Origin of the sequence: Psychrobacter fozii, assembly GCF_003217155.1 — a bacterium.
In the GTDB taxonomy this organism is placed as follows: domain Bacteria; phylum Pseudomonadota; class Gammaproteobacteria; order Pseudomonadales; family Moraxellaceae; genus Psychrobacter; species Psychrobacter fozii.
Window position 1 is genome coordinate 13,555 of sequence record NZ_QJSU01000003.1, and the last position, 13,294, is coordinate 26,848.

Below are 13,294 nucleotides of genomic sequence, written 5' to 3' on the forward strand. Positions count from 1 at the left end.
ATGTCGCTCAACGTGAATATCACTCATTATCTATGAGTGATATTTTTTCATCTGTAATCAGCATCATATGTACAAAAAACCGTAGTAGCGGCGAGTATTGCCATTTATTCGTTTGCTCTCTATGGTCTTGACTAGCAATACCGATATGGAGAGCATTTTTCGACTCATTAGATTGCTGCTTGATGTTACGGGAATCGGTAGATGACATAGTTTTCATCAATAAAGCTTTGTTGCTACTCACCAGCCAATGTTTCAAAGGCAGTAGTTTCTCAGCGATACCAATGAACCGCTGCAACTCTTTCTCATCTCCTTTTCTAAATGGTAGGTATGCTCTACTACTAGACAGTTTTTTACTACATATCTCAATAAACCAAGTCCAGTCAGCCTCTGATTTTTCTCGTAGACGATAGGCATTACTTAACAAAGGTGACAGCAATCTTAAATCACTTTGGTATTGAATGTTCAGTGGACTTAAGACAGTAGTTTCTGAGTCTATGAGCTTTACAAAACGAGGTTTACCGTGTTTGGTAGTGATGTTGGCAACCTCGCTCGCACGTTCTATTAGAACCTTTGCATCGTCAATGGAAATATTTGCTAACTGGGCTGCTTTACTTAAAGGTGTCTTTTTATCATAGGTCTGTAGTAGCAGCTGTACTCGGTTTAGACCATAACGACCAAACAATTCATCAGTGGCTGGCGTATTGGTACTCAAGAGAAGTTGCTTATTACAGCTTTCGATCGTAAATTTCGGTGACTTGCGTTTGCCTTCTATAATATTTTTAAATAACAGCGTACGTATACTAGGCATATTGATCATACCTTTATCATTAATGTCAGCATTATCATTGATCTTTCTTTCGCTAATTTTAGTAAATTTGGTAAGGTTGAGTAGTGTTTGTTTAGGCAGTTTTATATTAGAGACGCTTAACGCATAAGTAGCCATCAGAGTAGCAAAGTGATTGTAATACTCAAAGCTACGCTCAGGCGATAAGTGCCCCATAATACCTGATAGAGCATACCAGCGATCTTGTCCCTTGATATGCTCCCCGAGTAGGCCTTCTTTTATACGCAGTACGTCGCTTTCGTCATAATCGGTGAGAGCTTCTACGAGATCTAAATGGCCTACTAGCGCTAAAGATAGGTTGCTCACTGCCGTATGCCTAAACCCATGAAAGGTATGCTCTGTCACGTTATCATCTACCGATATGTCTTTTAAGACTCGTTTGAGTAACTGCAACGGAACATGGTCATCAATAGGGCGCTGATCTGATGATAAGGTAAAGATAAATTTGTTTGAACTGTCGCCAATATTACTCTGCACAAAGTTGATAAAAAAATTCAGCTCATTAGGTTTGAGGAGAGCAAATAAGGGAACGCGGCGAATACTACTTTGAGTCTTGGTTGGACGATAGCTATTGGGCCTTATTACCACTGATGGTACAGCTGTTTTTAAGCCTTCGATGTCATTATACTTAAGTCCCAACAGCTCTTTTTTGCGCATGCCAGTACGATAGACTAAGATAAATAGAAGCGCGAACATCTCCTGCTCCAATATATCTACAGAACCCAGTATCTGCGTAATAATGGCGTGATATGCTTGCGGTGATATCAGCTCCGCACGTACACGTCGGCCATTTTTGGACTGTTGGAAGTTCACGGAGGGAAGGTTGTATTTGCTCTTGGCAAAGTTGTGCATACTCTTCAATAAATTGGCAGAGTATCCAATGTCAGTATTGTTTCGTACGACAGCTTTGTACTCTAAAATATCTTCATAAAGTTCCTCAAACTCTTCCTCTGACCAAATATCAAGCGGCTGAGCCGTTGTGAAATACAACCACTCATAGCCTATGGTTCTGATATATTTCAAAATAGACTCATTACTAAGTGATTTTGACTCTTTTCGATTGAGTAAACTTAGCACCCAATCTAATAAAATTTTTTCACTTAAGTCATCGTATTGCTCATAGCGTTTTTGTACTCTTTCGATAAGGGTATACGTCGTTTGACTGAGTTTTTTCTTCTTCTGTTTTTTATCCATTTTGAAGTCTTTAGTCAGATTCATAATTAAATCAGACTTTCTAACCTCTATCTTTTTGGTAGAACTACTACTAGATGCCTCGTTTTGATTAACAGAGTTTTTGCTGATAGACAGCGTCAAAACATGTTCTAGATCATACGGCTCCTCTTTGTACTGATATTTTTGGTTCAAAAACCGACCAAAGTCCTGTGTACTCAGTCCAGCAGTATTATGCATACCTCGCAGCACCCCAACTGAAGCATGATCAATATCAGCGTCCTCCAGCTCCTCCCAGTAGTAACTGGCGTAATATAAAAACCTTGAAAAGGGAAGTGGTTTAATACCCAAAGGCTTGATCACGTCAGACAAAGCCGCGGCTAAGTATTGTTTTATCTTATCTTCTGACAGCTTGGCAATGATAGGCTCAAACTCTACTTGACTACTTTTTGCATGATAACGCAGCAGCCAACACTGACTGACCATATCTACAACGATTTGCTTGGTGTTATAAAGCTTGTCACTTTCTTCTTCTCGCTCGTTACCAAAGCGCTTTTGTACAAAGCGCGGTGAGATTACTATCCTTTCTTTAATGAATGGCTGATACTCTTTGGCGAGCAATGAGATAAGCCACCCTTGAAGCATTTGTACCTCGTTAATGCCGCCATATACAATCCCTGAGAATATCAGCCAGCCTATGATTTTCTCTTGGCTGTAATCGGTTGTTTGCTCCCAATTATGCTTTACTGCGTTAATAATTTTGACCAGCGCCTTACCGTCTTTTAACCAAGCTGTATTTGTAATTAGTGGGTTGATTTTAGTAGGCTGTGGCGCGATCATCTTAGGATAGTGATGCTCAGCAAGCATATAGTGCTTATTTTGATAGTCAACGAACTTAACGACGACTTGCCAGACATGTTTGAGTGTTCTAGATGACTCATAAGCTTTTGCAATTTTGTTTTCAATGATTGACTGAAACTCATCAAATCCCTCTTGAGACAATGGTTTCAATTGCTTATAAAGCGCTCCCTGAAATTGGCTTAAAGGTTGACTCCAAGATAGCCATGACATATCAAAATAATCGCTAGAGCTTGGCAAAAATGAAAAGATGCGCTCATCGGGCCAAAGCGCTTGTTGGTAATATTTATTGAAAGACTTTATGAATCCAATCCTTCCAGGATGAATCCTTTTTAATGACTCCCACTCGGTCTGTAAATCGGCGAGTAGCTGTATCTCACGTGCCCTTAGCGTGTCACTATCTTTGAGTATAGATGGGTAAGGCACGTAGCGCTTTTTTCTACCATCAAACTTTGCTAAGTCATCAATAATTTTTGGCAGCTGTATTTCATTTATTAGCATGGTCAACCTCTGCAGTGCTTGTGCCAACATGATTTGAATTAGGGTAATGGTTGATTGTGATATCTGATAACCCAAGCTGTGCTGCGATCTTTTCAAACACGGACGCTACACGCTTAATATCTGCTTTACTACTTGATGAAAAGCGCCCCAATACTTCTTGACGAGCTTTTTCATGACCAATAACCGTGTTAATCAGCGATAAGGAAACGCCAAGCTTTTCAAGCTGCGTACGAACAAAGTGGCGTGTCCAATAGGGATTGGCGTCAATGATGTGCTTGGTCATATGATAAGCATCGCCACGCTTAATGTCTTTAAGAGTAGGGGAATTAGCAGTAGGAGCTCGCTCATACAACAGCTTTAATAGTGCTTCATCATTACCCAAACGGATATTGTCAATGATAGCGCTGATGTCATGATGACCTTGGTGCTTTGCCTGATAATTAATCAAATACGCTCTATAGTCTGTTAGATGGCGTATAAGTGTGGGGCATAGAGGAATGAGACGATCACTTTTGACCTTCTTAACAGGCTTGTCATTGATAAGCAGCCAACCCATATCAAGATCGATATCGTACATCTTGCCAAGACCGTTGTTTGGTCGCACGCCGGTTAAAAGGCAAAAGACAAACCATACAAAAATACTGGTTCTGTTAAAGTGCTCCTCATCGTTTGAACTTTGATCGGTCCAGTACTTCATCTCATTTATGATGTCGCAAACTGTTTCAATCTTCAACGCAAACCCTGACCCCACTGTATATTTGCGCCAAGCGGTGATATAAGTCAGGTCAAAATTACTATTGCTATTAAATATGTTCAGTGCTGATTTATAGTGAGCCATAAGTGCTTCGCTGGTGTGGCTACTATAGTACATCGCAGGAGCATGGGACGCAGGCGTGCGACAGATGATATCGGCGATATGTGCATGACAATCAGGTGTATAACGAGAGAGCACGACATGTAGTGCAGTCTCTATACGATTGACGGACAGGTACGGCAATCCAAGGCTGCTACGTAAGGTGGCAAGATAAGCCGTAAAATCTTCTTTTAATGGCAACTCGCAAGCAAGTAAATCATCTATAAGCCACGATGGCAGTGGAACTTTGATGGTATCAAAAGTATTTTCATAATCCTTTTCGGGCAGTGTTTGGCTTGTGGACCTTTCGGTAATACCTAAGCTGTGTTCGATGTAATACTTTTTACCTTTAATTTTGAAAATATTAGGATGACCGATATAGCCGGGTATTATTAAGGACTTAACTGGCAGTCCAGTAATCATAGATAACAGTAAAATACCCGCACAGGTTTTATCAGTCTCTGTTTCTGGTAAGGTGTTGGCGTCTTGGTTGAGCGCAGCAAATAACGCTTGGTAGCCGGCAAGGGAGAGTAAGCGCGTGTTAGAGTTAAGCGCGAGATTGCGCTGAGACATATAGTTTTGCTGTAGCGATAAATCTATAGTTTGGAGCGGTATAGAGTGTTTGATTAACGGGTTTGGATATTCGCCATAGCTGACATAGGGTGCCTCATAGTGGTCAATACGCTCTTCAAAGCTGGTGGTTAACCCTTCATGGCTTTCAGTATTAGCTTCTAAAAATGCAAGATCTATGGCGATAGCGCTGTGTTCTATATCATCACGTGTGTTACCCCATGTATCATTGCTAGGCGTGGTATTCCAGTTGTGACTCGTTGCAGTAGAGTCTAAGGGCAATCTCGATGTGTTATCTGCTAAGTTGATGGTTATAATTTTAATATGTTTAGGCGGCTTCTTATACTTAGGTCTAGGCTTGCGTGACGTATGCGCATTTTTATAGGCGGTCGTTATTTTTTCTATTTGGCTCAGTTTATCTTTTGCCACTTTCTTTTCTTCGGCATGAGTAGCTTGCTTATCATTTAACAATTCATATGCACTTTTTTGCTGCTCTAATAGAACAGTGAAAATGGTGCATATGCTTTCCACACTCATGGTCATTTGAGGTAGATCGGGTAGTTCACGCCAAATCCATGTTCGTCTGGAAGATCCTGAAAACTGAGCCTGTTTGAATTGCATCAGTATATTTTTGGTTTGCTTTTTTGGCCAGTGCTGCGTCAGCAGTACGCTTGTGTGCATTGCTATGGCTAGCCAAATTAACCGTTTTTGTAGGTCGTCATGCTGATGTTCATTGATAGAATGCTGCATGAGAATGAGCAATTGCAGGATGAGGGGGTTTTTTGCTAATTCTGATCGACTAATAGTCATAGAAAGCCGAGGGACTGGCCTTCTTTGTAATACCTGTAATATTAATCTTAGTAGATTTTGAGGATTATCATCTGGCTGTCTATAGCTATTGTGTACTGCTAAAGTGATCTCAGATATGGCAGTCGATACTGCTTCTGGATATATGAAATTTTGGTCATTATCAATTTTTTCAATGATTTCTGTTAATGCTTGCGCATCAAGCCATTCTAGTTCTTCATGAGCATTCTCAGCATTCTCAGCATTCTCAGCATTCTCAGCATTCTCAGCATTCTCAGCATTCTCAGTCATAAAATACCCTCAGAAGATCGCTTGTAATAAGTTTGCTCGCTTATATTTATAAGCCGACAAAATGTAGTAATAGCAAAAATATTTTTGCCAAATAATTTTTGGTTTATCTCTGGATCCAAGATCTTGTTTAGTTGCGAGTAAACAAGCCTGATATCTATTGTCTTGTTATGTTGAGCAATGAGATTGATAAGCTCGTAAAAACTGATGTCAAAATTAAACTGATTCTTTGATATATATTTCACGGCTACTTCTTTTCTTAATACATCAAAATCAATATAAGGGCTTTTTACTGTATGAAATAGCTCAAAGTTGTTCAGCAAGAACCACTTTTTATCCTCTTTTATAAAGCGGGTAAGTTTCGAGCAAGCATTACTTTGCTCAAGTTCAATAGTCTTGCTGTCAAGCAGCGGTCTAATATGGCAGGTATAAATATCAAATAAACCAACGATTTCTGGATATACAAGCACATTGAGTGTTTGTAGCTTAGCAATCGATAGTGGTTTCATATATTTCTCACTGAGATATCGAGTTGATGGTTTGGTCGTTATATCCTGTGTATTGACCTCCACTAATAATTTACGAGGATTAGTAAACAATTGAAAGCTAATTTGTGAGGTTTTGAGACAAAAACTTAAATTAAGCGACAGATAATGACGTCTTGCTACGATTCTGAGCTTTTGTAGACAATCTATGATGATCTTATCTGAAGTATTTTAGGAGTCTAGCTAGAGTTTGTAGGTGTATGAATGAATAGGATGACTAGAAAAGTAGTTTAGGGTGATAGCTTCGGGATGGAAAATGGAGACAAAGTGGAGTACTACTTGAAGAGTAGAGAGTAGATGTCGGGTATAGATTGATACGTACGTAAATAGCTATCTGGTAGGCAGTATAAATGCCACTTCGAGTAGAACTTTATGATGAAGACGTACAGCCTGCTCATATGTTTAAAACAGATAATATTGTTTGTAGGTATGCCGCTTACAGAATTCAAAAGCAGATGTGATTTATACGATGATGGCTGCCCTGGTGTTTGAAGAATGAATGCTATGTATTTGACTTACTAATAGAGTAAGACGTTTTGAAGTCATAGCTATCTTAGACCTCTTGCGTAAGTCATCGCTAGCCCTTTTTAACTCTTCAGTTCAAATCAATGAACTGGTACTTTTACAAGAGGTCTATTGTTGTTAATGAAATCATAGTGCGAACTATTATTTTTACCAAACTTTACTTCAGTTTTAACATACATTTTTATTGCTAGAATGTTACCAATCAGTTATATTCAAGCAGTCAAATCATTTCAAGCAAATGTCAGATACTGTTGGTTAGTGATTGTTTTTTCTGCTGGCTAGGTAGTTACTGAATTTTTAGATAGGAATTTATGATGATTTTACTGAATAAGATGTTTTTTGGTTTGGCTTTGATTACTATTACTATAGCATTCTGCGAATGCCTATGTAGTGGTCAACTAATTTAGGACACCTGATAAGAGGTTTTGATTAAAGTAACGTCTTTCTTTTTCAGCCGGCGATAAATAATTATTGAAGCTGTGCGGTCTCACCGTTTGGTAGTAGCCCCAGATATAATCGCTAATAGCACTTGATGCTTCAGCTATATCCTCATAGCCACCCTTTGGCATCCATTCTGTCTTAAAGCTTCTAAAGAAGCGCTCAGTGGGTGCGTTGTCCCAACAATTACCACGACGGCTCATACTTTGTTTCATACCCTCACAATCAGCTATCGCGTCAGCGAATTTCTCACTGGTGTAGTGCGACCCTTGGTCAGAATGAAACAGCACACCGCTTGGTTTAAGTCTAGTGTGATACGCCATCTGTAGCGCTGAGCTAGTTAAGAGACTGTTGGGAGAGTCAGAGACACTAAAGCCAACCACACGTCGAGCAAACAGGTCTAGAACAACCGCTAAGTAACACCAGCCACCTTTGATACGAACATACGTCACATCACCTGTCCAAACTTGATTAGGCGCATTTGGGCTAAATCTGCGGTCTAATATATTGTCATGGGTTCTATGCGCTTGATCAGCGTGCTTGTACTTGTGAGACTTAAGCTGACAACTGACCAAACCCATTTGCTTCATAAGCTTAGCGGCTAAGTAGCGCGTCAACCTAATGCGATGCTCATTCCACAGCATGGCGATAATGGTGCGAGTGCCTGCTGACTGCTTTGATTCGTTGAATACCTGACGTATCAAAGCTTTGAGTTTGACACGCTCAATATCAATGGGCTTAGTCTGTTTGCCGTAGTAGTAGGTGCTTCTCACTATACTAAATAGACGACACAACTGGCTTTTATTTAGGCGTTTGTCTTGCTCTACAAGCTTACTTATCAGTAGTAGCTTTTGAGACTGTCTGATGCCAGTAGAGCTGAAGCCTTTTTTAAGATGTCGCGCTCCATGGTCAATTGCTTAACTTGTTTGCGAAGCGCCTGTAGCTCTCGTTGTTCATCGGTGAGTGCCAAACCTTGAGTTGGCGTAACCCCTTGCTGCTCTTTTTTATACTTGCGTACCCAGTTATCTAGAGTAGAAGCTCCAATCCCTAACGATTCTGCCACTTCTGTAATCTTACGCTTATGGTCAACCACTAAGCTGACGGCTTCTAACTTGAATTCTCGGGTATATTCTCTGCGTTTGGTAGTCATACTGGTTATCCTCTTTGGGGGAGTATAACCGCTTATGCGCTGTCCAATTTTATTATGCCACTACATGGCCCAGTGGCACGGTTATCTTAAGCAAATCCTTGTAGATAATGGCAGTGAGTTTACATCCAGTGTGTTTGCTGATTGGGCAGCGGCTCATAATATCTTTGTTGATTATATTGAACGGTTTAATCGCAGTTATCGTAACGAGGTTTTAGATTGCTACCTTTTTAATAATTTGAATGAGGTCAATCAACTGACTGAAGATTGGATCAAGGTATATAACACTGAAAGACCACATGATTCACTTAATGATATGACACCTGTTGAGTATAGACAGGTGGCTTAATTATTCTATGATAATGTTGTGTTAAAAATGGGGTATTTACACCTAGTTCTCCAAAATTAGCAAAGTCACGCTTTTCTCCGAGGCTACCATCTTCGTTGATATCAAATTGCGTGATTTTATTACCAAATAGCTCGTTAAGGTACAAAAAAGAAATATCTTGATGATGTAGAGTCTTTAGGACTAGATGCTTACGGGGTCTATGATAAGGCTAAAGAAGCTAGCGTAGTCTGTACAGTGTAATCTTATAAAAGTTCTAGTTAAAATATAGCTGAACTGATTAAACTGAAAAAGCCCCAACTTATGAGCTGAGGCTTTTTTTATTTTTCTGATTCAAATCTAGCAGATACTCCTCACTATCTAAAGCTCTACCTACCTAAGACAAGCTGTCCACCAGAAAAGCTGATACACCCATCACAAAACCAAAAATCTAAACGTCTTGCATAAGGTACATCTGCTGGGACATCTAATTGATAAGGACGACCACAGTACTCACAGTGTATGTCATCTAAATAAACCTGACATTTTGCAAGCGTAGCAAATAATGCATCAATCTCCGTGTGGTGGTCATAACAAAGCAATTCTAAATGCGCTATATAATCACTAGGGGACACATAGGACCAATATTTATGGCACAAACGCTTTTCTGCACCCCCTAGAGCTAAATCAAAGACGAAGTTCATACTCATAATATCCTCCTTAGTACCCATAGCCAGTGTGTGGTAGTAGCTCATAAAGCGTACTCTCTAGCTGACCACGCATCTCATCAGGTACATAGTCAGGATTGGTATCTAGGCGCTTCTGTACCCATACCCGCATTGCCATATGATTATCAAAGCAGCTATCCACATTTAAGAAACGAGCCAAACCACTACCTGACTGAATACAGAGCTCACAAATGAGGTAGTTACCTATATTGTTTGCGTCATTACTGACATAGCCACTAGGTTTAAACGTCGCATGCAGCTTATCGTAATCAATGATTTTCATTGTGACGTCTCCTTGGCAGTAGATACCTGAGTAATCTGACTGCGATTGACCAATGCTTCAAATGCACTACCATCCTGCCGAGTCATATTCGGTACGTAACGGCTATACGTATTAAACAGCATCTTGGTCGTAGAGTGTCCCATTTGGCTGGCTATCCACTCAGGACTTTCGCCAGCAGCTAGCCATAGCGTTGCTGCGGTATGACGGCTCTGATAGGCATTACGCTTCTTGAGACCTAAAATCTTAAGAGTAGGGTGCCAAACACGCTTATTCACGTTGTTATAATCAAGTGGTTCACCAGTATGTGCGCAAAACACATAATCAGAGCGTCCATAAGTAATCGTTTGCTGTTCTTTTAGAGCATCATAGACCCAAGGTGACATTTGAATTGCACGGTAAGACTCCTGAGTCTTAGGAGGAACAATTTTGCCTTTAACATAAGCTTGTTTGATCACAATCTCACGTCGATCAAAGTCAATGTTCTCCCACGTCAACCCATCAATCTCACTCGTACGCATCCCTGTGAAAAAACGTACCAGATAATAATTGCGATAGTCTGCTCTCACACCATTAATAAACGTCCAAACCTCATTCAGTGTGAATGGTTGAATATCCGTTTTAGGCTGCTTGAGCGCATTGATATCGTAATAAGGGCTGTCAAACTGATAGCGTTTAGCCGCTTCTTTTAGTATCATACCTAAAGGTACCATGATCGAATTGATGCGTGCCGCTGACAGATGTTTGTTAGATTTTCCGTACGTTACTTTGGCGAGCGATGAACGGAAGGCTAATACATCTGTCTTTTTTATGAGATGAATGGGCTTAGTCCCAAACTTAACAATCAAGTACATATCGATAATCTCCTTTATTTTGCGCTTATAAGTATCACGCCATTCAATTTCTTTTTCAGAAAACCATAATTTTGCAAACTGCTCAAAGGAAGGTGTATTCGTATTAATACATTCCTTGCGATCGTTCAACGCTACCATTTCTGCCGCTTTATCACTTTTTGGAAAGTACTTAGCGTAGTTGAATAAACCTAGGATGATTTCTGCTTCCATTTTCTCAATCACTTTTTCAAGCTTTTTGCGATTCGCTGGCGTGTCCGTCAGGTTTGTCGTCTCCCGACAGCGTATACCCATATAATAAAAATCGACGAATAGCATATTGCTACCTCTGCGGGTTCTAATACTAGCCATTCTATTTCTCCTTATTGTAGTGCCATGGCGTTGATACTACCGGCGATGCCAGTGCGCATATCTTTTTCAATCTCCTCCCAAATGTACAAAATCTTACGACCACCGAACGGGCGTATATAATGAATGCCTTCGATCAGCACACTATCCTTGAGCTCATTACGGATAGTACGAGGGTTATATTTGATGAGCTCAGAAAGCTCTTGGGTAGTTAGGTAGGTATGTGACATAATAAATTCCTTGTAAGCCAATTAAATAACTAGGTTGTTTTATCGAGATAACAAATAATTCTATAAAAGTAATTTGTTATTCGATAGAAGTACTTTACTAGTTATCGTTAGTCGATGCAAGTACTTTTTTAGTCTATTAAGGAATTATTAATGATTTTATGTAATTTACCAGTGCTACTAGCTGAACGTCGTATGAAGGTGGCAGATCTAATAAGAATGACAGGAATTAGCAAGTCGACAGTGCACAAGATCTATAACGAACAGACTTCAAGAATAGATTTTGACACTATGGATAAAATTTGTGAGGCACTAGATATTGAAGTAGGTGATTTATTTACTTATGTACCTAACGACTCGCTAGATAAAAAGAAGTAAATAAATATTGAGAGTGTTTTAGATAATTTAGGGTAGAGGTCGAAAGTGCGACTCTGAAAGAAAGGCAAAATAGAGAGCAGGCGCAACTTAGGCACAATTTAGGCACACACGTTTTTTGATGACGTTTGCGGAAAGTGAGAAAAGAGGAAATTTGCATCGACGTATAGTTTCCTTTTTCACTACAGCCCATATTTCACGGACAAAAAAAAGCCCCAATCGTGAGATTGGGGCTTTCTAAATTTGGTAGGCATAAGCAGACTCGAACTGCTGACCTCTACCATGTCAAGGTAGCGCTCTAACCAACTGAGCTATACGCCTATTTAGGTCATGCATTTTAGCAAGTTTTTCAAACTTTGCAAGCCTTTTCTATCAGAATATCGCCTTATTATTATTATATTTAGAAATGAGACATAGATTGACTAACTTAAAATGATTTTTATGTATTTTTACTAAATATTTAATTAAACTGGTTTAGTTTTTATTGTTAATTAAAGTGTGAAATCAAATGAAGAAGCATCTATAACTGATATGATATCTCTGGAAACGAGGTGATTATCATCATGATCATAAGTTGAAACCAATCATATTTCACAAAAGTTAAATAAAAGTCAGAGAAACCGGAGAATAAGATGGGTCTATTGGTAGATGGGCAATGGCAAGACAAATGGTATGACACAGAATCTAGCGGTGGGCGTTTTGAGCGTGAAGACGCAGGCTTTAGAAACTGGGTCACAGTAGATGGCAGCGCAGGACCATCAGGGGTAGGCGGTTTTAAAGCTGAGCCTAATCGCTATCATTTATATGTGTCTTTGGCCTGTCCTTGGGCGCACCGTACTTTGATTTATCGTAAGCTCAAAGGCTTAGAGAATATGATTTCACTGTCTGTCGTTCATCCGTTTATGGGTGAGAATGGTTGGACGTTTGCAGCGGGAGAAGGGGTTATTGCTGATCCATTGAACCATGCATCGAATGCCTATGAGATTTATATCGCGGCAAAACCAGACTATACAGGGCGCGTCACGGTGCCTATCTTATGGGATAAGAAAACCAATACCATCGTTAGCAATGAGTCGTCAGAAATTATTCGTATGTTTAATTCAGATTTCGACGAAGTTGGTGCTGTAGCGGGTGATTTTTTACCGACCGACTTATTAACAGAAATTGATGAGATTAATGACTTTGTCTATTCTGCGATAAATAATGGTGTATATAAAGCAGGATTTTCGACCACACAAGAGGCTTATGAAGAAGCCGTGACCGCACTATTCGACGCACTAGATACGTTAGAGGTACGCCTGTCAGGTAAGCGCTATTTGGTAGGCAATAGCATAACAGAGGCCGATTGGCGACTGTTTACGACTTTGGTGCGTTTTGATGCTGTGTATGTCGGGCATTTTAAATGTAATCTGCGTCGTATCGTGGATTACCCAAATCTGTGGGGATATCTGCGTGATTTATACCAAGTGCCAGGTATTGCAGAGACGGTAAATATGGTGCATATCAAGCAGCATTATTACACCAGTCATGCCAATATTAATCCTACGCGTATCATACCTGCTGGCCCAGTGATTGATTTTAATGAGCCACATGACCGTGCACGTCTATAGTTTT

The 13,294-nt window shown here is 39.9% G+C and carries 11 protein-coding genes, 1 tRNA gene and 1 pseudogene; 3 read left to right on the top strand and 10 right to left on the bottom strand.

Annotated elements, in window-relative coordinates; all coding sequences use genetic code 11:
* Positions 1–19 precede the first annotated feature (19 nt).
* From DFP82_RS04630 to DFP82_RS14935, 5 genes are all read right to left on the bottom strand, one after another.
* Positions 20–3,373: a tyrosine-type recombinase/integrase gene (locus tag DFP82_RS04630; RefSeq protein ID WP_181416242.1), complete on the bottom strand. Its 3,354-nt coding sequence runs from the start codon at positions 3,371–3,373 to the stop codon at positions 20–22.
* Complete coding sequence (locus DFP82_RS04635; RefSeq protein WP_110922578.1) at positions 3,360–5,894, bottom strand: site-specific integrase; 2,535 nt, start codon at positions 5,892–5,894, stop codon at positions 3,360–3,362. Before DFP82_RS04635 ends, DFP82_RS04630 begins: the two co-directional genes overlap by 14 nt.
* Positions 5,891–6,400 carry a hypothetical protein gene (locus DFP82_RS04640; RefSeq protein ID WP_110922579.1) on the bottom strand — a complete coding sequence of 170 codons (510 nt, stop codon included), beginning with the start codon at positions 6,398–6,400 and terminating at the stop codon, positions 5,891–5,893. Before DFP82_RS04640 ends, DFP82_RS04635 begins: the two co-directional genes overlap by 4 nt.
* A 959-nt stretch (positions 6,401–7,359) precedes the next feature.
* A complete protein-coding gene (locus DFP82_RS04645) occupies positions 7,360–8,313 on the bottom strand; it encodes an IS3 family transposase (RefSeq protein ID WP_425450589.1) in 954 nt (317 codons plus the stop codon).
* Positions 8,238–8,549 carry a transposase gene (locus DFP82_RS14935; protein ID WP_425450588.1) on the bottom strand — a complete coding sequence of 104 codons (312 nt, stop codon included), beginning with the start codon at positions 8,547–8,549 and terminating at the stop codon, positions 8,238–8,240. The genes DFP82_RS04645 and DFP82_RS14935 overlap by 76 nt, the downstream gene beginning before the upstream one ends.
* A 172-nt stretch (positions 8,550–8,721) precedes the next feature.
* Between DFP82_RS14935 and DFP82_RS14795 the strand changes: the two are divergent.
* Positions 8,722–8,895, top strand: a pseudogene (locus DFP82_RS14795) (integrase core domain-containing protein); the annotation flags it as partial.
* A 365-nt stretch (positions 8,896–9,260) separates the two neighbouring features.
* On the opposite strand, the gene DFP82_RS04660 reads toward DFP82_RS14795, so the two are convergent.
* From DFP82_RS04660 to DFP82_RS04675, 4 genes are read right to left on the bottom strand one after another with little or no spacing between them, the layout of a single operon-like run.
* On the bottom strand, positions 9,261–9,581 hold the full coding sequence (locus tag DFP82_RS04660) for a hypothetical protein (protein WP_110922582.1): 321 nt from the start codon (positions 9,579–9,581) through the stop codon (positions 9,261–9,263).
* Between the two features lie 10 nt (positions 9,582–9,591).
* On the bottom strand, positions 9,592–9,882 hold the full coding sequence (locus DFP82_RS04665) for a hypothetical protein (RefSeq protein ID WP_110922583.1): 291 nt from the start codon (positions 9,880–9,882) through the stop codon (positions 9,592–9,594).
* Complete coding sequence (locus tag DFP82_RS04670; protein WP_110922584.1) at positions 9,879–11,081, bottom strand: site-specific integrase; 1,203 nt, start codon at positions 11,079–11,081, stop codon at positions 9,879–9,881. The genes DFP82_RS04665 and DFP82_RS04670 overlap by 4 nt, the downstream gene beginning before the upstream one ends.
* Positions 11,082–11,092: 11 nt before the next feature.
* Positions 11,093–11,308, bottom strand: coding sequence for a hypothetical protein (locus DFP82_RS04675; RefSeq protein WP_045447035.1), 216 nt, complete (start codon positions 11,306–11,308; stop codon positions 11,093–11,095).
* 150 nt (positions 11,309–11,458) lie between these two features.
* Between DFP82_RS04675 and DFP82_RS04680 the strand changes: the two genes are divergently transcribed.
* Positions 11,459–11,683, top strand: coding sequence for a helix-turn-helix domain-containing protein (locus DFP82_RS04680; RefSeq protein ID WP_110922585.1), 225 nt, complete (start codon positions 11,459–11,461; stop codon positions 11,681–11,683).
* 241 nt (positions 11,684–11,924) lie between these two features.
* Here the strand turns inward: DFP82_RS04680 and DFP82_RS04685 are convergent.
* Positions 11,925–12,001: transfer RNA gene (locus tag DFP82_RS04685), tRNA-Val, on the bottom strand.
* Between the two features lie 311 nt (positions 12,002–12,312).
* Between DFP82_RS04685 and DFP82_RS04690 the strand changes: the two genes are divergently transcribed.
* A complete protein-coding gene (locus DFP82_RS04690) occupies positions 12,313–13,290 on the top strand; it encodes a glutathione S-transferase family protein (protein WP_110922586.1) in 978 nt (325 codons plus the stop codon).
* Positions 13,291–13,294: the final 4 nt, after the last annotated feature.

Excerpts from the sequence above, each read along its gene's own strand:
- DFP82_RS04630 (WP_181416242.1), bottom strand. The coding sequence starts at position 3,373 with ATGCTAATAAATGAAATACAGCTGCCAAAAATTATTGATGACTTAGCA.
- DFP82_RS04635 (WP_110922578.1), bottom strand. The coding sequence starts at position 5,894 with ATGACTGAGAATGCTGAGAATGCTGAGAATGCTGAGAATGCTGAGAAT.
- DFP82_RS04640 (WP_110922579.1), bottom strand. The coding sequence starts at position 6,400 with ATGAAACCACTATCGATTGCTAAGCTACAAACACTCAATGTGCTTGTA.
- DFP82_RS14935 (WP_425450588.1), bottom strand. The coding sequence starts at position 8,549 with ATGACTACCAAACGCAGAGAATATACCCGAGAATTCAAGTTAGAAGCC.
- DFP82_RS04660 (WP_110922582.1), bottom strand. The coding sequence starts at position 9,581 with ATGAGTATGAACTTCGTCTTTGATTTAGCTCTAGGGGGTGCAGAAAAG.
- DFP82_RS04665 (WP_110922583.1), bottom strand. The coding sequence starts at position 9,882 with ATGAAAATCATTGATTACGATAAGCTGCATGCGACGTTTAAACCTAGT.
- DFP82_RS04670 (WP_110922584.1), bottom strand. The coding sequence starts at position 11,081 with ATGGCTAGTATTAGAACCCGCAGAGGTAGCAATATGCTATTCGTCGAT.
- DFP82_RS04675 (WP_045447035.1), bottom strand. The coding sequence starts at position 11,308 with ATGTCACATACCTACCTAACTACCCAAGAGCTTTCTGAGCTCATCAAA.
- DFP82_RS04680 (WP_110922585.1), top strand. The coding sequence starts at position 11,459 with ATGATTTTATGTAATTTACCAGTGCTACTAGCTGAACGTCGTATGAAG.
- DFP82_RS04690 (WP_110922586.1), top strand. The coding sequence starts at position 12,313 with ATGGGTCTATTGGTAGATGGGCAATGGCAAGACAAATGGTATGACACA.